Genomic DNA, 25,886 nt, shown 5'->3' with positions numbered 1-25,886 from the left:
GTCTATTTTTCGGGGTTTGTCACGCCTGCCAATGTGTCCGCGACGATTCGCCACACGCGCGGGTTGATGCCTAGGCCGAGGTGCGTGCTGTCGACTTTGATGTTCCGCGCCTGCGGATTGTAGATGTCGACCGCGATGTCGGGGCCGACGATGCCGTCGCGGTCGGAGTAGATGATGGTGAGCGGCTGCGTCAGCCCCTTCAGGTTTCGCGCATGAATCTCGCGCTCGATCGCATCGAAATCGCGCCCCGCGAAGCGCTGTGCGAGCGCGGTATATTTGGGGCCGCCGATGATCGGCGTGCCCATCGTGATGATCTCGCGGACGAGGTGCGGGTAGGCGCGCGCGGTTTCGCGGGCGATGACGCCGCCGAGGCTCCAGCCGATCAGGGTGAGCGGCGCGCCGTCGGCCTTGACCCATGCGGCGGCTTGGCTCGCGAAGCGTTCGACGTCGGCGGCGACGCGGCCCTGGTTGCGGCCCATGCCCCAGTCGCGGACATGATAGCCGAGGTGGCGGAGATACGCCTCCAGGGGCCGCATCGAGAGTTCGCTCGCGCCATAGCCGGGGAGGAGGGCGACCGGGCGCCCGTCGCCGCGCGGCGCTCCAATCAGGTGATAGCCCGACAGGCCGTAGCGGAGCATGTCGAGCGGCAGGGCCAACTCGCCGAGCGTCGCAAGGCGGCTCGGCGGCTTCAAATCCGTGGGAAGCGGGGTGTCGCGGGGCATCGCCTTCTCCCTCCTGTCGCCCTATAGCTCGCCGCATCGGCACGGCATTGCAAGGGTGGTGAACATGATTGGCGTATTCGCAGCGATTTCGGCGGCGGTGGCCGTGGCGGCGGGCGCGTTCGGCGCGCATGGTGCGGCGGGACCGCAGGAGGCCGAATGGCTGCGCACCGGCGGACTGTACCAGCTGATCCATGCGGTCGCGGCGATCGCGATCATGGGCACCGCGCGCGGACCCGCGATCATGCTGCTCGTCGGCGCGGCGCTGTTTGCGGTCACGCTTTATGCGATGGCGCTCGGCGGGCCGCGGTGGCTGGGGGCGGTGACACCGATTGGCGGGACGTTGCTGATTGTCGGCTGGCTCTGGGCCGGCTGGCTTTACTGGCGGGGTTAGGGTCAGAACCGGCTAAAAGCGCGATCGAGGCGTCGAAATGGCGAAGATATCGGGTTCGGGTGGACCGCCGCGGGTAGCACCGCTACCCGCAAGGCCGCACGGGCCTGAGATCGAAGCCATTTCGGCGTCCCTTCGGGATTTGACCGATTTTGTCCATTGCGTCGTCGGCAAGTCTGGAAATATCGACATATTCCTGCGCCTTGCCTCCTCGCACTGAACAAAATCGCTTCAAACCTCGATCGCACTTTTAGCCGGTTCTGACCCTTAGTCGGCTTCGCAGGTTTCGCTGTTGACGACCTCGACGATCATGTCGCCCGCCTGCAGCTTGCTCGCTTCGTCTTCCCAGAAACCATAGGGTTTGCCGCAGCGGTAGATGCGCAGGCCGCGCCCGCCGCTCGCGAGTTGATCGAGGCTTTTGCCGATTTCTTCGCCGCGGACCGGGCGTTCGCGCAGCTGCACCTTGCCGCCGATCGCGGCAAGGTCGGCCATATAGTCGGCGACATGTTCGCCCTGCGCCGAACCCGCGAGGAGCAGGCCGGTGAAGCTGACCGGGTTGATGACGTTCGTCGCCCCCGCCTGGCGCGCGAGCAGTTCATTGTCCTGCGCGCGGATGACGACGCTGATCGGGACATTCGGGGCAAGATGACGGACGGTGAGCACGATGAGGATCGAACTGTCGTCGCGTCCCGCCGAAACAAGGACGGTGTGCGCCTTGGCGATCTGGACGTCGATCAGCGTGTCGTCGTTCGACGCGTCGCCCTGAAGCACGTTACAGCCGACTGCCTCGGCCGCCTGGATGCGCGGGCCCGACTGGTCGATCACGACGATGCACGCGGGGTCGGTGCCGCGCGCGATGAGTTCGCGAACCGCCTCCGCGCCGCTGGTGCCGTAACCGAGCACGACATAATGATCGGTGAGCTTTGCCTGGATGCGGGCCATGCGCCATTTTTCCCATGTGCGTTTGAGGACGAAATTATAGGCTGTGCCGACGAAGATGAAGAGCACCATGATGCGGATCGGGGTGACGATCACCGCCTCGATCAGGCGCGAGCGGTCGGACACCGGCGCGATATCGCCAAAGCCCGTCGTGGTGACCGAGATCATCGTGAAATAAACGACGTCGAGGAAGCTGATCTGGCCGTCGTGGCTGTCCTTCAGCCCCGCGCGGTCGACCCAGTGGACAAGCACGACGATCGCGATCAGGGAGAAGGCGACGCCGAGCCGTGTGATGACATCGGCCCAGATCGGCCATTTGCTCGCGCGCTTCAGCGGGCGAAAGATGTGCGGCATTTTCAGCTTGTCGGAGGGCCGACGGCTCATCGGGGCGGCAACTGCTTCATCGGATCGACTGGTATGCGATTTTTGCGCAGCTGGAAATGGAGTTGCGACGTCTGGACCTGTCCGGTCGCGCCGGCGCGGCCGATGACGTCGCCCATGCGCACGCTCTGGCCGCGCTTGACGTCGATCCGGCCCGCGTGGCCATAGGCGCTGACCCAGCCGCCGCCGTGGTTGATCAGGATCAGCCCGCCATAGATGCCGACCTGGTCGCCGGCATAGGCGACGACGCCGCCTGCGGTCGCGCGGATCGGAGTGCCCGCCGCGGCGGCGATGTTGATGCCGTCACTGACCCTGCCCGGCGCGATCGGGCCGAAGCGCGCGAGGATCGGCCCATTGAGCGGCCATTCGAAGCGGCCGGCGAAGTAGGCGGGCTCGGCGATCGCGGTGGTGACGGGCGGGCGCGGGGTGGCGCTGCCAGCGGTCGGTCGGGCCGCTTCGGCGAGCGCGGGCTGGCTGCCCGTCAGGATGTCATCGATGTTGAGGCGGAAAGCGGCGGCGCGCGCGCCGACATCGACCGGACCGCGCGGAAGGACGCGCGCGTCGGAGGGCAGGCGCAGGCGCTGGCCGACGCGCAATATATAGGGTTCGGACAGCGCGTTGACCGTGATGATCTCCCCCCAGTCCACGCCATAGGCCGCGGCGATGCCGATCCCCGTCTCGCCAGCGCCGACACGGTGGTAGAGGCCGGCGGGGATGCGCAGCTCTTGCCCGAAGCGGAGCGTATAGGGCGGCACGAGGTCGTTCTCGATCGCGAGCGCCTCGGAGCCCGCCCCGGTTTTCTCGCCGACCGCGCGGAGCGTCTCGCCGGGGCGGACCGAATAGACGCCTGCATTCACGCGGACAGCGTTGGTTGTGACCGACTTGAGCGTCCAGGTCGGGCGCTCATAGACACCAGTCGCTTCGCCGATCGGGCGGCGTTCGAAGTCTGGTGCCGGAACGGGCGGCGAAGGCGGAGCGGGTGTCGCCGGAATGCAGCCGGCGAGCGATGCAGCGCACAGTAAGGCCGCGATATGATGTCTGAAATCCCCCATGCGCTCCCTTTGCCAAAGCAAAGCGGCGGTGGCTAGACTTCTGTCTCGGGATGAGACGGAATTCCCACTTTCGTCATTCCCGCGAAAGCGGGAACCCAGTCCGGCGTTGCTGCTGGGTTCCCGCTTTCGCGGGAATGACGAATGGTTATTTACGCGCCGTACGCACCGCGCAACGCGGCGAGCGACGCGTCGTGGGTCAGGTCGAGCTGGAGCGGGGTGACCGAGATATAGTTGTCGTCGATCGCCTCGAGGTCGCTGTCGTGGCCGAGGCTGTGTTCGATACCGTGAAGCCCGAACCAGAAATAGCGATAGCCGCGCGGGTCGGTGCCCTCGACGATCGAGCCGCGGCCATAGTCATGGAAGCCCTGCCGCGTGACGCGGATGCCCTTCACCTCTTCGGCGGGGATCGCGGGGAAATTGATGTTGATCAGCGTGCGCGGCGCCATCTCCATGGCGAGGAGCGGGCGCAGCACTTTCGCGCCCCACGCCGCGGCGGCTTCGAAGGGCACGCTGTCGCCCATGCCTTCCCTGGCGTACACCTGGCTGAGCGCGATCGAAGGGATGCCCGCGAGCGCGCCCTCGATCGCCGCCGAGACGGTGCCCGAATAAGTGACGTCGTCGCCGAGGTTGGCGCCGCGGTTGACGCCCGAGAGGATCAGGTCGGGCTTTTCGGGCATCAGCTTGCCGATCGCCATCATCACCGAATCGGTCGGCGTGCCGCTGCACGACCAGCGACGCTCTTCGTGCTGGCGGATGCGAACAGGGCGCGAGAGGGTGAGCGAGTGGCCGGCGCCCGACTGTTCCTCGGCGGGCGCGCAGACCCAGATGTCGTCCGAAAGCTCGCGCGCGATCGCTTCGAGCACCGCCATGCCGGGGGCGTGATAGCCGTCGTCGTTGGTGAGGAGGATGCGCATTCGGACTCTTTCTCTCTTCGTCACCCCGGACTTGATCCGGGGTCCCGCTTTTCGACGTCGCTGAGCGGGACCCCGGATCAAGTCCGGGGTGACGGGGGTTAGTTGGCCGGGGTGAGGCGAGTGATGCCGCCCATGTACGGCAGCAGCGCCTGCGGAATAGTGACGCCGCCGTCGGCTTGCTGGTAATTTTCGAGGATCGCGACGAGCGTTCGGCCCACGGCAAGCCCCGAGCCGTTCAGCGTATGGACGAACTCGTTGCTCTTCGCGCCCTCGCGGCGGAAGCGCGCGTTCATGCGCCGCGCCTGAAAATCGCCGCAAGTCGAGCAGCTCGAAATTTCGCGATAGGCGTTCTGGCCGGGCAACCAGACTTCGAGGTCATAGGTCTTGCGTGCCGAAAAGCCCATGTCGCCGCTGCACAGCAGCATCTTGCGATAGGGGAGTTCGAGCGCCTCAAGGATCACCTCGGCGGCGCGCGTCTTGCGTTCGAGTTCGGCGTCGCTGTCCTCGGGGCGGACGATCGAGACGAGCTCGACCTTCCAGAACTGGTGCTGGCGGATATAACCGCGCGTGTCGCGCCCCGCCGACCCGGCTTCGGAGCGGAAGCAGGGGGTGAGCGCGGTCATGCGGATCGGCAGATCGGCTTCGGGCAGGATTTCCTCGCGCACCGCGTTGGTCAGGCTCATCTCCGAGGTCGAAATCAGCCAGCGGCCGTCGGTGGTCTGGAACAGATCCTCGCGGAACTTCGGGAGCTGCGTCGTGCCATACGCAGCTTCGTCGCGGACCATCAGCGGGGTCGCGCATTCGGTGTAGCCTGCGTCGATCGTCTGGCGGTCGATCATGAACTGGCCGATCGCGCGTTCGAGGCGTGCCATCTGGCCCTTCAGGAAGGCGAACCGCGCGCCCGACATCTTCGCTGCGGTCTCGAAGTCGAGGCCGAGCGCGGGGGCGAAATCGGCATGTTCCTGCGGCGTGAAATCAAACGTGCGCGGCGTGCCCCAGCGCGCGATCTCGACATTGCCGTCCTCGTCCTCGCCCGCGGGGACGTCGGCGAGCGGGATGTTCGGGATCGCGGCGAGGATATCCTGCAGCGCGGCGAGTTGTTCGCGCTCGGCGTCTTCCTTGGCGGGGAGGGCGGTCTTGAGGTCGGCGACCTCTGCCTTCAGCGCCTCGGCCTTGTCCTTGTCGCCGCTGGCCATCGCCTGGCCGATCAGCTTCGACGCCTCGTTACGGCGTGCGAGCGATGTCTGGATTTCGGTCTGCAACGCGCGCAGCGACGCGTCGGCCGCCACGATCTGGGCAGACAGGGGTTCGAGGCCGCGGCGCGCGAGGCCGGCGTCGAACGCTTCGGGATTTTCCCGGATCAGGCGGATATCGTGCATGCGCCGCGCTATGGCGTTGCGGGTTGCAAGGTGCAAGTCTGACGTTCGCCCGGTCCTCCCTGTCGCGAAGCGATGGGGAGGTGGCAGCGCGAAGCGCTGACGGAGGGGCTATGGCGCGGCCCCTCCACCACTCGCTACGCGAGCGGTCCCCCTCCCCATGGCCTGCGGCCACAGGGAGGATCTCATTTCTCCAGCATTCCCGCCAGCTGGCTAATCGCCGTGCCCCAGCCTTCGTGGAAACCCATCTCCTCATGCTTGGCGCTGTCCTCGGGGGTCTTGTGGAGCACCCGCGCCGAATAGAGGGTGCCGCCGTCCTGCGCTTCGAAGGTCAGGATCGCGGTCAGCGCGAGCCATGGTTCGGCGGGCTGCCAGCCTTCGGTCAGCACGGTGGTGAAGACGAGGCGCTCGTTCGGGACCGCCTCGAGGAAGCAGCCATCGACATGCGGCTGGAAATCGGCAGCGCCCGCCTCGCGCATCCGCGTCACGAACCCGCCGCCGGGCCGGAGGTCGAGTTTGACGACCTGACATTCGATCGGCGCGGGGATCCACCATTTTGCGAGATTCTCCGGCACGCTCCATGCGTCCCATACCGCCGATGGCGGCGCGGCGATGTGGCGGGAAATGGTGAGTTCGCTTTTGCTCATGCGTTTTGCTCCGGGGGATTTTGCGATTCGACGAAATCGGCGAGGCGGTCGGTGCGGCCCTGCCAGATCGCGCGTTGCTGCGAGAGCCAGCCTTCCGCCGCCGCGAGCCGCTCGGCATCGATGCGGCAGGTGCGGACGCGGCCGTGCTTTTCGGTGCGGATCAGGCCCGACAGCTCGAGCACCGACAGATGTTTGAGGAAGGCGGGGAGGCCCATCTCGAAGGGCTCGGACAGCCGCTTTACCGGCGCGGCGCCTTTGAGCAGGCGGCTGACGACCGCGCGGCGCGTCGGGTCGGCGAGCGCGTGGAAGAGCGAATCGAGCGCGGCTTGTTGGTTCACCATGTGGCGAACTATATTAATAGTTTCCCATATGGCAAACTGATTCTCGTCGCGCATAAAAAAGGGCCGCCCCCGAAGGGGCAGCCCTTAGTTCGGTGGTCTGGGTTAGCCCCCCGGACCGCCAGTGGATTTCTCAAGCCGCGTTGGCGTTGTCGTCGTTGCGGTTCGCCGCGCGGCGCCGCGCGACAAGCGCAGCGGCTGCAGCGCCGAACAATAGCATCATCGGCGGTGCAGGAACAGGGGTCGGGTCACCCGACGAGCTACCATGGCTGCTGCTGCCGCCCGAACTCGACGAAGACGACGAGGAACTGCTGCTCGACGAGGATGACGAGCTCGTGCTGCCGGTCGAACCAAAGCTGCTGGTGCTGCCGGTCGCGCCCGACGAGGTTGCGCCGCTCGACGTGCTGCTGGACGACGACGAGGACGAGCTGGACGACGAGCTGCTGGAGCCGCCCGAACTGCCGTGCGACGAACTGCCCCAACCCGAGCTGCCCTTCGAAGAGCTGCCGCCCGAAGAGGACGAGCTCGACGACGAAGAGGAAGAGGACGAGCTCGACGACGAGCTGCTGCTCGACGAGGAGGTGCTGACGTTGCCCGAAGAGGTCGAAACATTGCCCGACGAGGTCGAAGTGCTGACGCTGCCGGTCGAGGTCGAGACACCGCCCGTCGACGTCGAAGTCGAAACGCCGCCCGTCGAGGTCGACACGCCGCCCGTGGACGTCGAGACACCGCCCGTCGAGGTCGACACCCCGCCGGTGGACGTCGAGACGCCGCCGGTCGAGGTCGAGACACCCGATGAGGTGCTGGACGTCGTGCTGAGGCCGCCGGTCGTCGTCGAGGTGACGACGATGCTGCCGCTGCTGCCGCCGCCGCTGCTGCCACCGAAGAAACCGCCGAAGAAGCCGCCGCCGAAACCGCCGCCAAAGCCGCCGCCGATCACGGTCACGCCGCCGCCGCTGCTGCCGCCTTCGAAGCCCCCGCGCGGGAAGGGCGCGTAGGGGATGGGGGGCAGCGGGATCGTCTGCGTCACGACCTGCGTCTGCGGGGTCGCGGTGCGAATGATGCGCTTCGTCGTAACGACGCGGCGCACGCGCTTTACGGGCTTGCGGGCGGCATGGCGCTTGCGCACCACCTTCTTGCCGGCGCACGGCGAGCAGGACTGGACTGTCTGGGCGCGCGCCTTCGGCACGTCGGCGATCTGCATCGCGCCGCTACCGATGATCGCCCCGCCGCAGGTGCAGGCGCAAAGCTTGGCAAGGGCCATTCGGACAGACATAGGCTTTTCTTTCTTTCCCGTTGCAGGTGCGAAGCGCCATCGACCAGCACCCCCGTCACCTTCGCTATAACTCAAAAGGCCAAAGCTTTATGAACGCGGCAATTGTGTTAACCGCGTTCACCTGTCCGAGAGCGGGAAATGCCATGCGGAATCAACAAAAATCCCGGTATCTGTCCCAAAACAGAACGGATTATGTAACAATTCTATGCAATTGGTTAACCTTCGGACCTAAGTCGCGTCGCGCTATGGCGTCCGGCGGGTCGTCACCGGGCGGCAGAATCGCCCCCGACACGATGCCGGTTCATCGCCGCTTCACGGGTCGTCGCTATCGGCAGCTTGGCGCTTGTATCGTTGCCAGCGGCTGGGTATAGGCGCGCCACTCCCCGAGCTGTTTAACAGCCCGTAAGGTGACAGGAAAGGACGCGAGAGCCCCTCATGCCGACCAAGATTGCCGACGTTGGCGCTGACGCGCTTCGCGAAGCCAAATCCAATCTCGATTCGGATTATGTCCCCAGCGACGACGAAGAGTTTATGAACGAGCGGCAGCAGGATTATTTCCGCGGTCTGCTGCGCGCCTGGAAAAAATCGATCCTCTCCGAATCCGAATCGACGCTGGCGCATCTTCAGGACGGCCCGCTGCGCGAACCCGACCTCGCCGACCGCGCGTCGAGCGAAACCGACTGGGCGATCGAACTTCGCACCCGCGACCGCCAGCGCAAGCTGATCGCCAAGATCGATTCGGCGATTCGCCGCATCGACGAAGGCGAATATGGCTATTGCGCGGTCACTGGCGAGCCGATCTCGCTCGCGCGCCTGCAGGCCCGCCCGATCGCGACGATGACGCTGGAGGCGCAGGAGCGCCACGAGCGCAACGAACGGATTTCACGCGAAGATTAGTCGTAGAGGACCGCGGTCCATTTACGATTCCGCAACGACCCGGCCCTAGATTCCGCTCCTCAATCACAAGAGGAACGGGGCGCAATGGATTCACTAGGACCCAGATCGGTCGACGAGGAAGTCGCGGCGCTGTCGCGCGGTGCCGATCGCGACAGCCTGTTCCTGCAGGCCGGCCTGATCCTGCCCGGCAGCCCGGACCCCGTTACCGTGCGCGTGCGCAACCTGTCGCCCGGCGGCATGCTGGCCGAGGCGAACGTCAAGGTCGCGCAGGGCGCGGCGGTCGAGGTCGACCTGCGCAACGTCGGCCCGGTCGCGGGCCGCGTGATCTGGGTGGGTGAGGGCAAGTTCGGTATTGCGTTCGACCGTCAGGTCGACCCGCAGGCTGTGCGTCGTCAGGTGGTTTCGCAGTCCGATTTACCGCCGCATCTTCGGCGCACGGGCCTCGAGAAAGGGCCCCTCTATCGCCGGCGCTGATGCGTCCTTCACAGGGTGGCATCAGCGGGGCGATAGCGCTGGCGATCAGGCGATCGTCAGCATTTCCTCCTTGAGTTTCAGTTTCTGCTTCTTGAGCTGCGCGACGACTCCGGTATCGGGGGCGGGACGGCGCTCTTCATTCGCAATTTTCGCATCGAGGTCCGCGTGACGGGACTTCAGGGTGGAAAGGTGCGACGTGCTCATTGGCATTCTCCTTTTCGACTCGATGGGCAAGGCGAATTAAATCACGAAACCTCCCCGATGTCGTGCCGATTCGGCCAAGCGGTCCCCGTTGCGGACCAGTGGTGAACGTGGCAGGGAGGCGATGTGAACCCCGAGGAAATTACCCAGCGCCTGGAACTGCTTCGCATCGAGCATCGCGACCTCGATGCGGCGATCATTGCGCTCGGCACCGCGGCGGTTCCCGACCAGCTGCAGCTTGCGCGCCTGAAAAAACGCAAGCTGCGCCTCCGCGACGAGATCTCCTGGTGCGAGGACCAGCTGCTTCCCGACATCATCGCCTAGGACCGGCCGACATTCGGCCCATGCCGGCCTGCAAATGGCGACCGATCCTAAACGCCTGAATCAAAACGGGACGGCCGGCGCCCGTATTTTCATGGTTACCGACGTTGCGGACCCGATGGTCGGCATGGCATCTCGCGCGTCATGGTCGGTGGGCGAACGAACATGATGGCAATCGATGTGCCGGTGCAGCGCGCACAGGTCGAAAATCTCTATGTCGAGGCGATGCTGCTCGCCGATGAGGCGCACGCCGCTTTTGCCGTGCAGCGCGACCTCGGGCGGGCCGGCGGCGACGCGGCGGCGCAGATCGGCCTTGCGTGCGAATCGTTGAAGACGACGACGCGGCTGATGCACGTCATCGCCTGGCTGCTCCATCGCCGCGCGATGTTCGCGGGCGACCCTGGGGCGGGGCCGCACGACAGCGCGGCGCGGATCGGCGAGGCCGTCGCGGCCGACTGGGATATCTGCGCGAGCTTCGATGTGTCGGTGCGCCGGATTGTTTCGGCGAGCGAGCGATTGTTCGAGCGGATCGCGATGCTGGAGGCCGGCTGGGAAGCGCCGGCGGTGACCCCGGTGCAGCAATTGCTGGCGCGGTTGGAGGCGCGGCTTTGAACCGGTAGCCGCCGGTCAACGATACAGCGCTTTCGATTGGAAGCAGACTCTTCATTCATCGTCACCCCGGACTTGATCCGGGGTCCCGCTTGATATCAGAGCCGGTCGATCCCTCAAAAAAGCGGGATCCCGGATCAAGTCCGGGATGACGAAGGAAAATGAGCAACGCTGCTTCCCACCCCTAAGTGGACGTCAGCTATCCAGCTAACCCAGCCACTCGATCCACGCGCCATGTGCGTGCGCTTGCCCGATTTTCCTCGGCGCCTCGCCGCCCGGCCAATAGCGCACGACCAGTTCATGATGATGCACCGTGCGGTTCGCCTCGAGCGCCACCCACGCGAGCGGTCGCTCGGCGGTCGCGCGCTTGCCGGCGTCCTCCATCGCGGCGGTGACGCGCGCTTGCTGGTTGGTGGGGACATATTGCCAGACGACCGAATGCATCAGCACGCGGGTCGTCCCTTTTGCTTGCGGTTTCGCGAGTTCGGCCTCGACGAAATCTGCAGCGGTCGCACGGATCAGTTGCGGTGGGTCCTCGGTCGCCGCCGCAATCGCCGCCTCGATGCGCGCGAAGCGGATATGATGCTCGGGCCAGATATAGGCTTTGAGCCGCAGCGCCTGCGCAGGATCGGTCAGGTCGACGGGGGCGACATCGCAGCCCTTGAGGCCGGCGAATTCGATCGCATGCTGCGGCGGATGGTCGCCGCGCCATTGGGGGGTGAAGGCGATCGCGCCGGGCTGCGGCCCGACGTGCACGCCGCCAAGGTCGTAATGATAGCGGTCGATCATCAGGTTGATCCCGCCGCTCGACCCGATTTCGCGGCAGTCGAAAAGCGGCGGCAGGCCGCGGTCGGCGAGCCAGAGCATCGCCGCGATAAAGTTTGACGAGCGTCCCGCTTCGTTCGTTTGCGGCGGGCCGTCGAGCCAGGGCAGCAGCGCCGCCTCATGCCGCGCGACAACCGCGGCGATGATTGTGGCGTCGTTGATATCCTCCGAATCGGCATAGATGGGCGCGAGTTCGTGCGCGGTTCCCGTCAGGTGCAGCGCGTGGATGCCGCCGGCGGCGCGCAGCGGCAGCGCGTCGGCGAGCGGCGGACCCTGCCAGCCGGCGATACGGCGCGCGAATTCGCTCGCCGGCTTGTCGAGCAGCGCGCCAAGCGCAGCGACGACGCGCGCGGTGACGCGCGCATCGTTGGCGCGGCAATAGGCGACCTGATTGGCGAAAGCGGTGCGGACGGCCTTCGGGCCGGTCTCGGCCATGTCGATGAACTCGTAGCGCTCGCTCATTGCCCTTTTTCCTCTCGCCGCTTATGGGCGCGCAAGCTTATGCCCGAACCGATCATCTTTGCCATCCCGAAGGGGCGCATCCTCGACGAGGCGCTGCCCCTGCTTGCGCGCGTCGGGATAGAGCCGTCGGACGAGTTTTTCGATAAGAAAAGCAGGGCGTTAGTTTTTGGGACAAATCAGCCGCACATCTCGCTGATCCGCGTCCGCGCGTTCGACGTCGCGACCTTCGTCGCGCATGGCGCGGCGCAGCTCGGCATCGTCGGCTCGGACGTCGTCGACGAGTTCGATTATAGCGAGCTTTACGCGCCGGTGGACCTTGGCATCGGCCACTGCCGCCTGTCGCTCGCCGGGCCGGAAGGCAGCGCGCCGCCGGGGCTGGGCGAAAGCCATATCCGCGTCGCGACCAAATATCCCGGAACGACACGCCGCTGGTTCGAGGCGCAGGGCATCCAGGCCGAATGCATCAAGCTGAACGGCGCGATGGAAATCGCGCCGAAGCTGGGGCTGGCCTCGCACATCGTCGATCTGGTTTCGACCGGGCGCACGCTGGTCGAAAATGCGCTCGCCGAACAGAAGATCATCAGCGAGGTGTCGGCGCGGCTGATCGTCAACCGCGCGGCGTTCAAGCTGCGTTCGGCCGAGGTGCCGGCGCTCGTCGAACGCTTCCGTCAGGCAGTAGGGCAGGGCGATGCGGCGGCTTGATGCTTCCGAACCCGGCTTCGCCGCCGAGTTCGACGCGCTGGTCAACGATCGGCGTGAGAGCGATTCCGACGTTTCCGCTGACGTCGCCGCGATCATCGCGCGGGTGAAGGCCGAGGGCGACGTCGCGCTCGCCGATTATACCGCGAAGTTCGATCGCTTCGATTTGGACGCGAGCGGGTGGAGCATTTCGAAGGCGGAATGCGCCGCGGCCTATGAGGCGCTGGCGCCCGAGCTTCGCGATGCGCTGAACCTCGCCGCCGACCGTATCCGCGCCTATCATGCGGCGCAGCTCCCCGAGAATCGCGACTATCGCGACGCCACGGGTGCGCGGCTCGGCGCGCGCTGGAATGCGGTCGATGCGGCGGGGGTCTACGTCCCCGGCGGGCGTGCCGCCTATCCCTCGTCGGTCTTGATGAACATCCTCCCCGCGAAGGTCGCTGGGGTCGAACGCATCGTGATGATGACACCCACGCCGGGCGGTGAAACCAATCCCGTGGTGATGGCGGCGGCGCATATCGGCGGGGTCGATGAGATCTGGCGCATCGGCGGCGCGCAGGCCGTCGCCGCGCTCGCCTATGGCACCGACAGGATCGCGCCGGTCGACGTCGTCACCGGCCCGGGCAACGCGTGGGTCGCCGAGGCGAAGCGGCAGGTCTATGGCGTTGTCGGCATCGACATGGTCGCGGGGCCGAGCGAGATCGTCGTCGTCGCCGACAATCGGAACATGCCGCATGTCATCGCCGCCGACCTGCTCAGCCAGGCCGAGCATGACCCGACGAGCCAGTCGATCCTGTTCACCGACGACGCGGCTTTTGCCGATGCGGTTGCGGCGGCGGTCGATGCGATCATCCCGACACTCGGCACCGCAGCCACAATGCGCGAAAGCTGGGACGCCAACGGCGCGATCATCGTCGTGCGCAGCCTTGCCGACGCGATCCCGCTCTGCGACCGGCTCGCGCCCGAGCATCTCGAACTCGCGGTCGACGCCGCCGAGGCCGACGCGCTCTTTGCCAAGGTGCGCCATGCCGGCTCGGTCTTTCTCGGCCGCCAGACCCCAGAAGCGATCGGCGATTATGTCGCGGGTCCGAACCATGTGCTGCCGACCGGCCGCCGCGCGCGCTTTTCGAGCGGGCTGTCGGTCAGCGACTTCATGAAGCGCACCAGCTTCCTCGCGCTCGACGAAACGAGCCTTGCCGCGATCGGCCCGGCCGCGGTCGCGCTCGCGGGGGCCGAGGGGCTTCCCGCCCACGCGCTTTCGGTCAGCCAGCGTCTCAGCTAAGAAAAGAGTCATGAACAAACGTTCCCAGTCCCGCTCCGCCGCCCGTCTCGCCGCCGTCCAGGCGCTCTATCAGCATGAGATGGAGGGCACGCCCGTGCCCAAGCTGATCCACGAATTCCATCAGCATCGCATCGGCGCGACGATCGAGGACGAGGAATATGCCGACGCCGACACCGCCTTCTTCGACGACATCGTCAAGGGCACGCTCGCGCGCATCGAAGAAATCGACGCGGCGATCGTCGCGCGGCTCGCGAGCGGCTGGTCGATGGAGCGGCTCGACCGCACGATGAAGGCGATCCTGCGCGCGGGCTGCTACGAACTGATGGCGCGCGGCGATGTGCCCGTCGGCGCGGTGGTTAGCGAATATGTCGATGTCGCAAAGGCGTTCTTCGATACGCGCGAGGCAGGGTTTGCCAACGGCCTGCTCGATGCGATCGGCAAGGATGTGCGGGCGAAGTAATCAAGGTCCTCCCTGTGGCGTAGCCATGGGGAGGGGGACCGCGCCCGAAGGGCGTGGTGGAGGGGCGGCGATGTTGCGCCAATAGCCCCTCCGTCAGCGCTTCGCGCTGCCACCTCCCCATCGCTGCGCGACAGGGAGGATCGGTATCTTTTATACCGCACCGCTATCCTCTAGGCTTCCCCGCATGAGCGAAGCCGACTTCATCGCCCGCCTGCGTGCCATCGCGACCGATCCCGCCGCGCGCGGGCTGGCCGACGACGCCGCGGTGCTCGGCGACCTTGTCCTCACTCACGACATGATCGTCGAGGGCGTTCATTTCCTTCCCGACGATCGGCCGCAGGATGTTGCGTGGAAGCTCGTTGCGGTGAATCTTTCGGATCTGGCGGCCAAGGGCGCGGCGCCGCTCGGCGTGCTCGTCGGCTACAGCCTGACCGGTGACGAGCTGTGGGACGCCGCCTTCGTTCGCGGTCTGGGCGAGGTGCTGCGCCGGTACGAGGTGCCGCTGCTCGGGGGCGACACGGTGGGCATCCCGGGAGGTGCGCCGCGCACATTCGGGCTCACCGCGATCGGCAAGGCGCCCGCGACCGGCGCCCCCGCACGAAGCGGCGTCCGGCCGGGCGACCAGATCTGGATCACGGGAACGATCGGCAATGCGGGGCTCGGCCTTGCGATGCGGCTCGGGCAGGTCGATCCGAACGAAACCTGCCTCGCCGCCTATTGCCGTCCCGAGCCCCAACTGGCCTTCGGGCAAGCGGTGGCGCCGCACGTCCATGCGATGATGGACGTGTCCGACGGCCTGCTGATCGATGCGCAGCGCATGGCCGGGGCGAGCGGATGCGAGCTTGGCATCATGCTGGAATCGGTGCCGCTCTCGGCCGCGCTGCTCGCGGTGCGCCCCGACATACTCGACACGCGGCTCGCGGCGGCGAGTGCGGGCGACGATTATCAGCTGCTGTTTACCGCCGATCCCTCGGCCGCCGCGACGATCCGCGAGACCGCGGCCGGGTTGAATGTCACCGTCACACTTCTTGGTCACGCCGGGGTCGGTGAGGGAATCACGCTGACACACCGGGCACAACGCATTGCGCTGCCCGATCGCCTTGGCTTCATGCACTAGCCCCCATTCCCGCCTGCGCCCTGGATCGGCAACGGGATATTTTGCTTTGAAATCCGTTTGATGGCAAAGCGATGCGCTCGGGTGGAACCGTCCGCCCCGGCAGGTGCGGTGAATCAGAAGGACCGGGAATGGTCGACCGAAAAAGCGGGCGTCAAGGCTTTGCCCGGGCGCTTCTCGCGATCTGTTTCGTATGTTTCTGTCATCCCGCGCAGGGCGCCGGCACCCCGGACCCGGCAGAAGACATGCAGGCGCAGACGGTCGCGACCGATCCCGAGCCTCCCGAAGCCGACGAACCACCCGATCAAGTCACGACGCTTGCGACTGACTGCACGGCGGACGATGCCGAGGCGTGCACGCGGCTTGGCTATGTCCATCACGAGGGCGATGGCGTTCCGAGGGATGACGCCCGCGCCACACCGCTGTTTGCCCGGGCCTGCCATCTCGGCGACATGACGGGCTGCACGATGGCAGGTTATGCCTATAGCGAAGGGAGTGGCGTCGAACGCTCGCGCGAGTTCGCCGCCGCCTATTACGCCTTCGCGTGCCACGGCGACGAGGCGACGGCATGCTCGAACCTTGGCCTCGCCTATGTGGGCGGAGACGGAGTTGCCAAGGATCCGCGACGCGCCACCCAGCTGTTCGCAAAGGCCTGCGATCTGGGCAGCGTGTCGGGATGCGCGAACCTTGGCGCATCCTATTCGCTGGGCAAGGGCGTCGCACCGGACCAGCGTCAGGCAGCGCGGATCTTCGAGCGCGCCTGCAAGGCGGAAGATCAGCACGCCTGCTATAATCTCGGCGTCCTCCACCGCGACGGGCTCGGCATGCCGCGCGACGAAAAGAGAGCCGCCGCGCTGTTCGAACAAAGCTGCCGCGTCGACGACGCATCGGCCTGCGGCAATCTGGCGACGCTGGTCGACGACGGGCGCGGTGTGCGCCGGAACCGCCAGCGCGCCCTCGAACTGTTCGACAAGGCGTGCGCACTGGGTGAGGCCGAAAGCTGCTTCACGCTCGGGCGCGCCTATCAGACGGGCAAGGGCATCGAACGCGATAATGCGCGCGCGATCGAGCTGCTCGAGCGGGCGCTGAAGCTCGACCCCGACACCGAATCCGCTGCCGACGCGCAAAGGGCGCTGAAGGCCGCACGCGACGAAGCCGCTTCGCCGGCGGCCGCTCGTGCGGCGGAAATCACGGGAAACTCCCGAATAAGCGGGGTTGCGTGTCGCTTTCTTTCTTCCCATAAATCGGCGTCCAAATTTGGGGCGGTCGCATCAGGGGAGAGAGCGAACCGGCATCAATAAGTCGGACGTGCTCGACTGCTATCTTCTGCGTCGCCCTTCTCAATGGGAAGGAATAGTCACGCATGAATCCGGTTTTGATCGCGATAGCGTGCGGCCTGTTGGCCGTACTCTATGGGTTCATTACCTCGCGGCAGGTGCTCAGCGCCTCCGCCGGTAATGAAAAGATGCAGGAAATCGCCGCCGCCATTCAGGAAGGCGCCAAGGCCTATCTCGGCCGCCAATATCGTACCATCGCCATCGTCGGCGTCGTTGTCGCCATTCTTGTCGGGCTGTTCCTTGGCCGAATCTCGGCGACCGGCTTCGTCATCGGCGCCGTGCTGTCGGGGGTTGCCGGTTTCGTCGGCATGAACATCTCGGTCAAAGCCAACGTCCGCACCGCAGCCGCGGCGCAGACCGGGCTGCAGGCGGGCCTGACCATGGCGTTCCGCGCCGGCGCGATCACCGGCATGCTGGTGGCGGGGCTCGCCTTGCTCGCGATCTCGGTCTTCTTCTGGTATCTGACCGGCCCGGGTGGCTTCACCGTCGGCGGTGAAGATCGCACCGTCGTCGACGCGCTTGTCGCGCTCGCCTTCGGCGCTTCGCTGATCTCGATCTTCGCGCGTCTCGGCGGCGGCATCTTTACCAAGGCCGCGGACGTCGGCGCCGACCTTGTCGGCAAGGTCGAGGCCGGAATTCCCGAGGACGATCCGCGCAATCCGGCGGTGATCGCCGATAACGTCGGTGACAATGTCGGCGACTGCGCCGGTATGGCGGCCGACCTGTTCGAAACCTATGTCGTCACCGTCGGCGCCACCATGGTGCTGATCGCGCTGCTGCTGAAGGGCACAGGCGATATGCTGCTCCCGCTGATGACGCTGCCGCTGCTCATGGGCGGCGTGTGCATCATCACCTCGATCATCGGCACCTATTTCGTTCGTCTCGGCAGCGGGACGAACGTCATGGGCGCGATGTACAAGGGCTTCCTCGTCACCGCGGTGCTCTCGATCCCGGCGATCTGGTTCGCGACCAGCTATGTGCTGAAGGGCGACATGACGACGACGATCGCCGAGGTTGGTGGCAAGGCGTTCAACGGCAGCGACCTTTTCTATTGCTCGCTGCTCGGGCTCGTCATCACCGGGCTGATCATCTGGATCACCGAATATTACACCGGCACCAATTTTCGTCCGGTGCGTTCGATCGCCAAGGCTTCGGAAACGGGTCACGGCACCAACGTGATCCAGGGTCTCGCGGTCAGCCTTGAATCGACCGCGCTGCCGACGCTCGTGATTTGCGTCGGTATCGTCGTCGCGTTCCAGACCGCGGGCATCGTCGGTATCGCCTTTGCCGCTACCGCAATGCTGGCGCTCGCCGGCATGGTTGTTGCGCTCGACGCTTATGGTCCCGTCACCGACAACGCCGGCGGCATTGCCGAAATGGCAGGCCTCGACGATTCGGTGCGTGAAAAGACCGACCTGCTCGACGCCGTGGGCAATACGACCAAGGCGGTCACGAAGGGCTATGCGATCGGGTCGGCGGGTCTCGCGGCGCTGGTGCTGTTCGGTACTTATACGGCCGACATCACCGAATATTCGGCGAAGCTCGGGCTGACCGAGCCGCTGACCTTCTCGCTGTCGTCGCCCTATGTCATCGTCGGGCTGCTGCTCGGCGCGCTGTTGCCGTATCTGTTCGGTGCGATGGGGATGACCGCGGTTGGCCGCGCGGCGGGCGAGGTGGTCAAGGACGTCCGCGACCAGTTCAAGAACAACCCGGGCATCATGACCTATGAATCGAAGCCCGACTATGCGCGCACGGTCGACCTCGTCACCAAGGCGGCGATTAAGGAAATGATCATTCCGTCGCTGCTTCCGGTGCTCGCGCCGATCGTCGTGTTCTTTGTGATCCGTGCGGTGGCGGGACCAGCCGCGGCATTGGAAGCGCTCGGCGCACTCCTGCTCGGCGTCATCGTCGGCGGGCTGTTCGTCGCCATCTCGATGACCTCGGGCGGCGGCGCATGGGACAATGCCAAGAAATATATCGAAGACGGCAACCACGGCGGCAAGGGCAGTGAGGCCCATAAGGCCGCGGTGACCGGCGACACCGTGGGCGATCCGTACAAGGATACCGCGGGCCCGGCGGTCAACCCGATGATCAAGATCACCAATATCGTGGCGATCCTGCTCCTCGCGGCGCTGGCGCACGGCGCGGCGTAAGCTGCGCTGCCTGCGGGCAAAAGAAAAGCCCCGCCGGAACGATCCGGCGGGGCTTTTTCATAGTGACGGCTTGGGGTGGGAAGTCGTCGTTGCTTCCTTACCCTTCGTCATCCCGGACTTGATCCGGGATCCCGCTTTTGTGATGCATCGGCAGGCTTCGACCTCAAGCGGGACCCCGGATCAAGTCCGGGGTGACGAGAGTGTAGGAGTCGGCGACCGTTCGTTGCAGCCGTTCAGGTCGTGTTCGTCGCTTTCATCTGCTGTGCATAGCCCGCCTGTACCATCGCGCTCATCCGGTCGAACAGCGCATCGGGGTCGCTGCGGCGGAGGCCGGCGATCATCGCTTCGGCGCCCTCGGCGACGACCAGTTCGCGCGTCCCGGCATCGACCGCCGCGAGCATCTGTGCCGCGGCGTCGTCGGGCGACAGGCCGTTCTCGATCGCGGCATCGCTTTCCCCGCGCGTGCTGCCGTCGGCGTTGAGCGCGTTGCGGCTGACGTTCGTCCGCACCGAACCCGGCGCAACGACGAGGACTTTCAACCCCAGATGCGCATTCTCGGCGCGCACGCTGTCGTGATAGCCGATCAGGCCATGCTTGGCGGCCGAGTAAGCGCTGCGCAGCGGCACCCCCGCGATCCCCGCGACGCTCGAGATCGCGATAATCTGGCCGCCGCCCGCGCCGACCATGCGCGGCAGGAGTTGCTGGGTCAGCGCGATCGGGGCGAGCAGGTCGACGCCGATGATTTGCTGATAAACCGCAAAATCGGTTTCGATCGCGAGGCTGCGCTGCGAGATGCCGGCGTTGTTGACGAGCCCGTCGATGCGGCCCTGCCAGCCCCATGCCTGCTCGGCGATGGCGGGGAGGGCGGCATAATCGGTCGCCTCGAACGGCAGGACCAGCGTCTCGGTGGCGCAATCGGCGGCGACGGCTTCCAACGCCGCGACGTTGCGGCCCGACAGAATCAGCTTTGCGCCGCGTGCCCCGAGCGCGCGAGCGAGCGCCGCGCCGATGCCCGAGGAGGCGCCCGTGATCCACCAAATTTGATCCTGCATACCGGCTCCCTATCTATGATTTCGTTTCAACCTGAAACGGGTCTGAGGAGCCGTCAAGGTGCCGACCGACGCATTTCCGCGCAGGGGTGGCAATTTTGTTGCGAATCTGTTATAATAAATATCAACACGCCGACACCCTGCCTCTTCCCGCCGCTCGGGCTGGGGCACATTCGGCGTTTCCGATGGAGCCATATCCCTTGTCACTCTGACTGGCTAGCGCCGCCCGAATGCTCATCCCCCTCAATACGGAGGGCCGGATGTCCCGGTGTTGTCGCAGTTTCCGGTCAGGGTCAAGGCACAGAAAGGAATTTGCATGTCCGTGAACACGCTCTTGTTCGAAGTCGGCGATTATGTTGTTTATCCCAAGCATGGCGTGGGGCGCGTCATCGAACTGCAGCGGTCGGAAATCGCCGGCATGCAGCTCGAACTTTATGTCCTGCGCTTCGAAAAGGAAAAAATGACGCTTCGCGTGCCGACGAACAAGGCCGAAGGCGTGGGCATGCGCAAGCTGTCGTCGGACAAGACGCTGAAGGAAGCGCTGCAGGTTCTGACCACCAAGCCGAAGGTCAAGCGCACCATGTGGTCGCGCCGTGCGCAGGAATATGAAGCGAAGATCAATTCGGGCGACCTCGTGTCGATCGCCGAAGTGACCCGCGACCTGTTCCGCGCCGACGACCAGCCCGAGCAGAGCTATTCGGAGCGCCAGATCTTCGAAGCGGCATCGAGCCGCCTCGCGCGCGAACTCGGCGCGATGGAAGAAAGCGACGAAAAGACGGCGCAGGCGAAGATCCTCCAGATCCTCAACGAGCATGCGCCGCTGTACTACGCCGAAAAGGTGTAAGCGCGCAGCTTAGCGATAACAGGAAGGGGCGGTCCGAAAGGGCCGCCCTTTTTCGTTGTGCACCCCGGCGAAAGCCGGGGCCCATGCGGTATAGCGCGGCGGTGACCATCTGGGCCCGGCTTTCGCCGGGGAGCAGATCAGGCCGGATAGGTTGCGCTGACGAAATAAAGCCCGTCAGGCGGCGCATTCAACCCCAGCGCGTTGCGATCCGCTGCCTCCAGCGCACCCTTCAAATCGCGCGCCGACCATTTGCCATAGCCAACCAGCGCGAGGCAGCCGACCATCGAGCGTACCTGATGGTGCAGGAAGCTGCGCGCCGCGGCCTCGATAATCAACTCATCGCCGTGGCGGCTGACGGTCAGTTTATCGAGCGTCTTCACCGGGCTTTGCGACTGGCAATGCGCCGAGCGAAAGGTCGTGAAATCGTGAAGGCCGATCAGCTGCTGCGCCGCGGCGTGCATCGCATCCGAATCGAGCGGCCTGGCGACCTGCCACGACAACCCCTTGTCCCACGTCAGCGGCGCGCGGCGGTTGACGATGCGATACTCGTACGACCGGCCGATGCAGGCGAAGCGCGCGTGCCAGTCGTCGGGGACGATCTCGCACGCCACCACCGCGACCGGCGCGGGCCTCAACTGCGCGTTGAGTGCCTCGGTCAGCTTGAACGGGGTCAGCGGTTTTTCGATGTCGACATGCGCGCGCATCGCGATGGCATGGACACCCGCGTCGGTGCGTCCGGCGCTGAACACCTGCACCGTCTCGGCGGTGAAGCGGTGGATTGCTTCCTCGATCGCCTGCTGGACGCTCGGGCCGTGCGCTTGCCGCTGCCAGCCCATGAACGGGCGGCCGTCAAATTCGATCGTGAGGGCAAATCTTGTCATCGCCGCCCCCTTAGCCGTTCGTGTTGAGCGAAGTCGAGACGTCGTTGCGACCCTCTCCCCTTGCGGGAGAGGGGGCTTGTACTATCGATAGGGCGACCCCTCTCCCAGCTTCAGCTAGGCAGCGAGCTGCCAAGCTTGCGCAACCCTCTCCCGCAAGGGGAGAGGGAGATTAGGCCAGTCGGGTGCCTTTGGGGATCGCGCGGCCGCGCAGCAACTCGCCGGCGTCCATCGCGGGCTTGCCGGCGCGCTGGACCCGCGTCGCGCGGATCGCGCCGGGGTTGCAGGCGACGGCCAGCGCATCGTCGAGCGTGACGCCGGGAGTGGCGCCCGCGACCGTATCGGATGGGTGCACCACCTCAGCGGCCAATATCTTGTAGCGTTCGTCATCGAGTTCGAAAAAGGCGCCGGGCATCGGATTGAACGCGCGGATCTGGCGCTCGACCTGCACCGCGCTCGTCAGGAAATCGAGCCGCGCTTCGCTCTTGTCGATCTTGGCCGCATAAGTGACGCCTTCGTCCGGCTGCGCTTCGGGGGCAAAGGCATGGAGGTCGCTCAGAACCTTGACCATCAGCCCGGCGCCGATCGCCGCCAGCTCGACGGTCAATGCGCCCGCGGTCTTGTGGCCCGTCGGGGTCCGGCCGATCAGCCGCATCGCGCCGGTGTCGAGCCCGACATCCATCTGCATGATCGTCACGCCGGTCTCGGCATCGCCCGACAGGATCGCGCGCTGCACCGGCGCGGCGCCGCGCCAGCGCGGCAGGATCGAGCCATGGACGTTGAGGCAGCCTTCGCGCGGCGCATCGAGGATCGCCTTCGGCAGGATCAGGCCATAGGCCGCGACCACCGCGACATCGAGGTCGAGCGCCGCGAATTCGGCCTGGGCCTCCTCGCTCTTCAGGCTCTTCGGCGTGCGCACGGGCAGGCCAAGGTTCTCGGCCCAGACATGCACCGCGCTTTGCTGTACCTTCTTGCCGCGCTGCGCGGGGCGCGGCGGCTGCGTATACACGGCCACGACCTCATGCCCCGCGGCATGAAGCGCGGCGAGCGTCGGCACCGCAAAGGGCGGCGTTCCCATAAAGGCGATGCGCATGGGCGGGGCTTTGGCGGAGGATGCGGCGTCGTGCAAGGCTCTCTCACCCTTTCTTCGTCATGCCGGACTTGATCCGGCATCCCGCTTTTTGGAGTGAGAAAAGGAAGCGGGACCCCGGATCAAGTCCGGGGTGACGAAGGGGTTATTGTGCACGGTGCGAGACACCACTACCACCGCCCAATGGCGTCCACCGAAATCGAAGCGCTCGTCCAGCAACTCGCCCGCCTGCCGGGCCTCGGCCCGCGCTCGGCGCGGCGTGCTGTTCTGCACCTGATGAAGAAGCGCGAGAGCGCGTTTGTGCCGCTGCTCGCGGCGTTGCAGACGGTGTCCGAACGGCTCGTCACCTGCGGCATCTGCGGCAATGTCGACACCCACGATCCCTGCGCGATCTGCGCTGACCCGCGCCGCGATGCGCGGTCCTTGTGCGTCGTCGAGGAGGTGTCGGACCTGTGGGCACTCGACAAGTCGCGGCTCTTTCCCGGAAAATATCATGTGCTCGGCGGGCGATTGTCGGCGCTGGAGGGCATCCGTCCGCAGGACCTTGCGATCGACGCGCTGGTCGCGCGCGTCGCCGCGGGCGGCATCGACGAGGTCGTGCTCGCGATGAACGCGACGCTCGAGGGGCAAACGACGGCGCATTATCTCGCCGAACGGCTTGAGGGTTATCCGGTGCGGTTGACCCAGCTTGCGCACGGTCTGCCTGTTGGCGGCGAGCTTGATTATCTCGACGAGGGGACGCTGGCGCAGGCGCTGCGGGCGCGGCGGCCGGTGGGTTGACGTCGGGCGTTCGAGTTCATACCTGAGCCCCCATGGCCTTACTCCCTATCATAGAGACCCCGGATCCCCGGCTGCGTATCATTTCGAAGCCCGTCGAGACCTTCGACGCCGAGCTGAAGACGCTGATCGCCGATATGTTCGAGACGATGTACGACGCCCCCGGCATCGGGCTGGCCGCGATTCAGGTCGGGGTGCCGAAGCGCATCCTCGTCATCGACCTGCAGGAACCCGATCCCGAGGACGAAGAGGGCAAAAGGCTCATCCGCGAGCCGCGCGTGTTCATCAATCCCGTCTTTTCGGACGAGAGCGAAGAGCATAGCGTCTATTCGGAAGGCTGCCTGTCGGTCCCCGAGCAATATGCCGATGTGACGCGCCCCGCCGAGGTTACCGTCGACTGGCAGGACGAGGACGGCAAGCATCATCAGGAACGCATGACCGGCCTGATGGCGACGTGCATCCAGCACGAGCATGACCATCTGGAAGGCATCCTCTTCATCGACCATCTGTCGCGGTTGAAGCGCGACATGGTGCTGAAGAAGCTCGCGAAGATGCGCAAGGCGGCGTGATGGATATTCCCTCTCCCCTTGCGGGAGAGGGCAGTGAGACTTGCCAGCTTGCTGGCTAGTCGCAGCGGGAGAGGGGGCTGCTCCCTTATGATAGGGCGGAACCCCTCTCCCAGCTTCGCCTAGGCGGCCGAGCCGCCAAGGCTTCGCATCCCTCTCCCGCAAGGGGAGAGGGCATTAGCGACTACCCCGCCTTTGCGACGCCCACCATCGCGGGGCGCAGCAGGCGATCCTTCAGCATATAGCCCGCCTGCATTTCCTGCACGATCGTGCCCGGCGTCTTGTCGCTCGGGATTTCGAGCATCGCCTGATGCTGGTTGGGGTCGAGCGGCAGGCCGATCGCGGCGATGCGCGTGATGCCGTTGCGTTCGAAGACGCTGAGCAATTCGCGCTCGGTGGCTTCGAGGCCGGTAATCATCGGCTTCATCGCCTCGTCGGCGCGCTGTTCGTCGCTGAGCGCGGCGAGTGCGCGGCCGAGATTGTCGGCGACCGACAGGATGTCGCGCGCGAACTTGGTCGCGGCATAAGCGTGCGCGTCGGCGATTTCCTTGTCCTTGCGGCGCGTGACATTCTGCGTCTCGGCGCGCGCATAAAGCAGATCCTGCTGGAGCGTCGCGACCTGTTCGGCGAGCTGCGCCAGCTCTTCATTTTCGCCTTGCGCGGGGTTTGCCGCTTCGGCGGTTTCAACTTCGGGGTTCGCGCCGTCGTCGACCGGCGTGTCGTTTTCAATGTTCGTCATAAGCCTTATCGTATCAGTCTGGAGAGCGATTGTGCGGTGAAATCCACCATGGGAACGATGCGGGCATAGTTCAAGCGCGTGGGACCAATGACCCCGACCACGCCGACCACGCGCCCGTCCGATCCGCGATAGGGCGCCGCTATCACGGACGAGCCCGAAAGCGAGAATAATTTATTTTCCGACCCGATGAAAATTCGCGTCGCGGCGCCCTCGCGCGCGCTGTCGAGCAGCTGCGCGATATCCTGCTTGGTTTCGAGCTCGTCGAGTAGCTGGCGCACGCGGTCGAGGTCGCCGACCGCGCTCTCGTCGAGCAGATTCGCCTGTCCGCGCACGATCAGCACCGGGCGGTCGGCGCCGTCCGAGGACCAGATCGCGAGCCCGCGGCTGACGAGATCCTGCGCCGCGCGGTCGATCGCGATGCGCTCGGCCTCGATCTCATGCCGCACGCGTGCCATCGCCTCGGTCAGCGTGAGTCCGGCGAGCATCGACGAGATATAATTGCCCGCCTCGACGAGCGCCGAGGGGTTGAGCCCCGGCGGAATGTCGATGACGCGGTTCTCGACCGCGCCGTCGCCCGCGACGAGCACGACGAGCGACTGGTTCGCCGACAGCGGCACGAAGGCGAGCTGTTTGAGCACGCGCTCATGCTTGGGCACGAGCACAAGGCCCGCGCACGCCGACAGCCCCGACAGCGCCGAGGTCGCCTGTGCGAGCGCACTTTCGATCGGGCCGGCGTCGGACAGGCTCGCCTCGATCTGCGCGCGGTCCTCGGCGCTGGGTTCGGCGACCTGCATCATCCCGTCGACGAAGAGGCGCAGCCCCTGCTCGGTCGGCAGGCGTCCGGCGCTGGTATGCGGGCTGGCGAGCAGGCCGAACTCCTCGAGGTCCTGCATCACGTTGCGGATCGATGCGGGCGAGAGGTTGAGCGCGGCGAGCTTCGACAGCGTGCGCGAGCCGACGGGCTGGCCGGTTTCGAGATAGGCGTCGACGACCAGCCGGAACACGTCGCGGGCGCGCGTGGTGAGTTCGGTGATCGGCGGGGTGGTCATAATGGGGATTTAGGGATGGGGAGGGGT

At 65.8% G+C, this 25,886-nt stretch carries 30 protein-coding genes; 16 read left to right on the top strand and 14 right to left on the bottom strand.

Features of this window, described 5'->3' with window-relative positions:
- Window positions 1–2 precede the first annotated feature (2 nt).
- Complete coding sequence (locus tag ATE70_RS03345) at window positions 3–722, bottom strand: esterase/lipase family protein (RefSeq protein WP_058536557.1); 720 nt, start codon at window positions 720–722, stop codon at window positions 3–5.
- Between the two features lie 64 nt (window positions 723–786).
- On the opposite strand from ATE70_RS03345, the gene ATE70_RS03340 reads away from it, so the two are divergent.
- Window positions 787–1,113 (top strand): DUF423 domain-containing protein, encoded by a 327-nt coding sequence (locus ATE70_RS03340; RefSeq protein ID WP_058536556.1) that lies wholly within the window; start codon window positions 787–789, stop codon window positions 1,111–1,113.
- A 264-nt stretch (window positions 1,114–1,377) separates the two neighbouring features.
- Here ATE70_RS03340 and ATE70_RS03335 read toward each other — a convergent pair whose 3' ends face one another.
- From ATE70_RS03335 to ATE70_RS03310, 6 genes are all read right to left on the bottom strand, one after another.
- Window positions 1,378–2,433, bottom strand: a complete 1,056-nt coding sequence (locus ATE70_RS03335) for a potassium channel family protein (protein ID WP_058536555.1) — start codon at window positions 2,431–2,433, stop codon at window positions 1,378–1,380.
- Window positions 2,430–3,482, bottom strand: a complete 1,053-nt coding sequence (locus ATE70_RS03330) for a M23 family metallopeptidase (protein WP_058536554.1) — start codon at window positions 3,480–3,482, stop codon at window positions 2,430–2,432. Before ATE70_RS03330 ends, ATE70_RS03335 begins: the two co-directional genes overlap by 4 nt.
- A 149-nt stretch (window positions 3,483–3,631) precedes the next feature.
- Window positions 3,632–4,396 carry a 5'/3'-nucleotidase SurE gene (gene surE, locus ATE70_RS03325; RefSeq protein WP_058536553.1) on the bottom strand — a complete coding sequence of 255 codons (765 nt, stop codon included), beginning with the start codon at window positions 4,394–4,396 and terminating at the stop codon, window positions 3,632–3,634.
- A 98-nt stretch (window positions 4,397–4,494) separates the two neighbouring features.
- On the bottom strand, window positions 4,495–5,775 hold the full coding sequence (gene serS / locus ATE70_RS03320; protein ID WP_058536552.1) for a serine--tRNA ligase: 1,281 nt from the start codon (window positions 5,773–5,775) through the stop codon (window positions 4,495–4,497).
- A 182-nt stretch (window positions 5,776–5,957) separates the two neighbouring features.
- Window positions 5,958–6,419 carry an SRPBCC family protein gene (locus ATE70_RS03315; protein WP_058536551.1) on the bottom strand — a complete coding sequence of 154 codons (462 nt, stop codon included), beginning with the start codon at window positions 6,417–6,419 and terminating at the stop codon, window positions 5,958–5,960.
- Window positions 6,416–6,760: an ArsR/SmtB family transcription factor gene (locus ATE70_RS03310; RefSeq protein ID WP_058536550.1), complete on the bottom strand. Its 345-nt coding sequence runs from the start codon at window positions 6,758–6,760 to the stop codon at window positions 6,416–6,418. The genes ATE70_RS03315 and ATE70_RS03310 overlap by 4 nt, the downstream gene beginning before the upstream one ends.
- A 140-nt stretch (window positions 6,761–6,900) precedes the next feature.
- Between ATE70_RS03310 and ATE70_RS25100 the strand changes: the two genes are divergently transcribed.
- The 4 genes from ATE70_RS25100 (at window position 6,901) to ATE70_RS03290 (ending at window position 9,404) form a co-directional block, all read left to right on the top strand.
- On the top strand, window positions 6,901–7,755 hold the full coding sequence (locus ATE70_RS25100) for a hypothetical protein (RefSeq protein ID WP_197411377.1): 855 nt from the start codon (window positions 6,901–6,903) through the stop codon (window positions 7,753–7,755).
- A gap of 60 nt (window positions 7,756–7,815) precedes the next feature.
- Window positions 7,816–8,103 carry a hypothetical protein gene (locus tag ATE70_RS25095; protein WP_197411376.1) on the top strand — a complete coding sequence of 96 codons (288 nt, stop codon included), beginning with the start codon at window positions 7,816–7,818 and terminating at the stop codon, window positions 8,101–8,103.
- Between the two features lie 365 nt (window positions 8,104–8,468).
- Entirely contained in the window at window positions 8,469–8,930 is a 462-nt protein-coding gene (dksA, locus tag ATE70_RS03295) for an RNA polymerase-binding protein DksA (RefSeq protein WP_058536549.1), read from the top strand.
- Window positions 8,931–9,014: 84 nt separating this feature from the next.
- Window positions 9,015–9,404 carry a PilZ domain-containing protein gene (locus ATE70_RS03290; protein ID WP_058536548.1) on the top strand — a complete coding sequence of 130 codons (390 nt, stop codon included), beginning with the start codon at window positions 9,015–9,017 and terminating at the stop codon, window positions 9,402–9,404.
- Between the two features lie 45 nt (window positions 9,405–9,449).
- Here the strand turns inward: ATE70_RS03290 and ATE70_RS24085 are convergent, their stop codons facing one another.
- Window positions 9,450–9,608 (bottom strand): DUF465 domain-containing protein, encoded by a 159-nt coding sequence (locus ATE70_RS24085; protein WP_081940370.1) that lies wholly within the window; start codon window positions 9,606–9,608, stop codon window positions 9,450–9,452.
- 123 nt (window positions 9,609–9,731) lie between these two features.
- Here ATE70_RS24085 and ATE70_RS03285 point away from each other — a divergent pair, with 123 nt between their 5' ends.
- The gene (locus ATE70_RS03285) at window positions 9,732–9,929 is read left to right on the top strand and encodes a YdcH family protein (RefSeq protein WP_058536547.1); all 198 of its coding nucleotides are present in this window, start codon (window positions 9,732–9,734) and stop codon (window positions 9,927–9,929) included.
- 162 nt (window positions 9,930–10,091) lie between these two features.
- Window positions 10,092–10,538: a DUF1465 family protein gene (locus ATE70_RS03280; RefSeq protein ID WP_231732806.1), complete on the top strand. Its 447-nt coding sequence runs from the start codon at window positions 10,092–10,094 to the stop codon at window positions 10,536–10,538.
- 204 nt (window positions 10,539–10,742) lie between these two features.
- Here the strand turns inward: ATE70_RS03280 and ATE70_RS03275 are convergent, their stop codons facing one another.
- The gene (locus tag ATE70_RS03275; RefSeq protein WP_058536546.1) at window positions 10,743–11,822 is read right to left on the bottom strand and encodes a DUF2332 domain-containing protein; all 1,080 of its coding nucleotides are present in this window, start codon (window positions 11,820–11,822) and stop codon (window positions 10,743–10,745) included.
- Window positions 11,823–11,861: 39 nt separating this feature from the next.
- Here ATE70_RS03275 and hisG point away from each other — a divergent pair, with 39 nt between their 5' ends.
- The 6 genes from hisG to ATE70_RS03245 all read left to right on the top strand — a co-directional run bounded on the left by hisG (window position 11,862) and on the right by ATE70_RS03245 (window position 18,867).
- Entirely contained in the window at window positions 11,862–12,524 is a 663-nt protein-coding gene (hisG, locus tag ATE70_RS03270; protein ID WP_058536545.1) for an ATP phosphoribosyltransferase, read from the top strand.
- The gene (gene hisD / locus ATE70_RS03265) at window positions 12,511–13,803 is read left to right on the top strand and encodes a histidinol dehydrogenase (protein ID WP_058536544.1); all 1,293 of its coding nucleotides are present in this window, start codon (window positions 12,511–12,513) and stop codon (window positions 13,801–13,803) included. Before hisG ends, hisD begins: the two co-directional genes overlap by 14 nt.
- Before the next feature lie 10 nt (window positions 13,804–13,813).
- Entirely contained in the window at window positions 13,814–14,263 is a 450-nt protein-coding gene (gene nusB, locus ATE70_RS03260) for a transcription antitermination factor NusB (protein WP_058536543.1), read from the top strand.
- Between the two features lie 184 nt (window positions 14,264–14,447).
- Window positions 14,448–15,380 carry a thiamine-phosphate kinase gene (thiL, locus tag ATE70_RS03255; RefSeq protein ID WP_058536542.1) on the top strand — a complete coding sequence of 311 codons (933 nt, stop codon included), beginning with the start codon at window positions 14,448–14,450 and terminating at the stop codon, window positions 15,378–15,380.
- Between the two features lie 128 nt (window positions 15,381–15,508).
- A complete protein-coding gene (locus ATE70_RS03250) occupies window positions 15,509–16,678 on the top strand; it encodes a tetratricopeptide repeat protein (protein WP_058536541.1) in 1,170 nt (389 codons plus the stop codon).
- 62 nt (window positions 16,679–16,740) lie between these two features.
- The gene (locus tag ATE70_RS03245; RefSeq protein WP_058536540.1) at window positions 16,741–18,867 is read left to right on the top strand and encodes a sodium-translocating pyrophosphatase; all 2,127 of its coding nucleotides are present in this window, start codon (window positions 16,741–16,743) and stop codon (window positions 18,865–18,867) included.
- A gap of 233 nt (window positions 18,868–19,100) precedes the next feature.
- Here ATE70_RS03245 and ATE70_RS03240 read toward each other — a convergent pair whose 3' ends face one another.
- Window positions 19,101–19,919 (bottom strand): SDR family NAD(P)-dependent oxidoreductase, encoded by an 819-nt coding sequence (locus ATE70_RS03240; protein WP_058536539.1) that lies wholly within the window; start codon window positions 19,917–19,919, stop codon window positions 19,101–19,103.
- A gap of 313 nt (window positions 19,920–20,232) precedes the next feature.
- Between ATE70_RS03240 and ATE70_RS03235 the strand changes: the two genes are divergently transcribed.
- Complete coding sequence (locus ATE70_RS03235) at window positions 20,233–20,760, top strand: CarD family transcriptional regulator (protein WP_037511307.1); 528 nt, start codon at window positions 20,233–20,235, stop codon at window positions 20,758–20,760.
- A 137-nt stretch (window positions 20,761–20,897) separates the two neighbouring features.
- Here ATE70_RS03235 and truA read toward each other — a convergent pair whose 3' ends face one another.
- Entirely contained in the window at window positions 20,898–21,641 is a 744-nt protein-coding gene (gene truA / locus ATE70_RS03230) for a tRNA pseudouridine(38-40) synthase TruA (protein WP_058536538.1), read from the bottom strand.
- Window positions 21,642–21,810: 169 nt separating this feature from the next.
- Window positions 21,811–22,731, bottom strand: a complete 921-nt coding sequence (gene fmt / locus ATE70_RS03225) for a methionyl-tRNA formyltransferase (protein WP_058536537.1) — start codon at window positions 22,729–22,731, stop codon at window positions 21,811–21,813.
- A 180-nt stretch (window positions 22,732–22,911) separates the two neighbouring features.
- Here fmt and recR point away from each other — a divergent pair, with 180 nt between their 5' ends.
- Entirely contained in the window at window positions 22,912–23,508 is a 597-nt protein-coding gene (gene recR, locus ATE70_RS03220) for a recombination mediator RecR (protein ID WP_058536536.1), read from the top strand.
- Window positions 23,509–23,540: 32 nt separating this feature from the next.
- The gene (def, locus tag ATE70_RS03215; RefSeq protein WP_058536535.1) at window positions 23,541–24,074 is read left to right on the top strand and encodes a peptide deformylase; all 534 of its coding nucleotides are present in this window, start codon (window positions 23,541–23,543) and stop codon (window positions 24,072–24,074) included.
- A gap of 181 nt (window positions 24,075–24,255) precedes the next feature.
- Here def and grpE read toward each other — a convergent pair whose 3' ends face one another.
- Together grpE and hrcA are read right to left on the bottom strand one after the other, a co-directional pair.
- A complete protein-coding gene (gene grpE, locus ATE70_RS03210) occupies window positions 24,256–24,810 on the bottom strand; it encodes a nucleotide exchange factor GrpE (protein ID WP_058536534.1) in 555 nt (184 codons plus the stop codon).
- A 5-nt stretch (window positions 24,811–24,815) separates the two neighbouring features.
- Window positions 24,816–25,859 carry a heat-inducible transcriptional repressor HrcA gene (gene hrcA / locus ATE70_RS03205; RefSeq protein WP_058536533.1) on the bottom strand — a complete coding sequence of 348 codons (1,044 nt, stop codon included), beginning with the start codon at window positions 25,857–25,859 and terminating at the stop codon, window positions 24,816–24,818.
- Between the last annotated feature and the right edge of the window lie 27 nt (window positions 25,860–25,886).

The organism is Sphingopyxis sp. H053, assembly GCF_001468225.1.
Lineage (GTDB): Bacteria > Pseudomonadota > Alphaproteobacteria > Sphingomonadales > Sphingomonadaceae > Sphingopyxis.
Note: the sequence above shows the minus strand (reverse complement) of the source record. Positions and strands in the feature narration are given on the sequence as shown.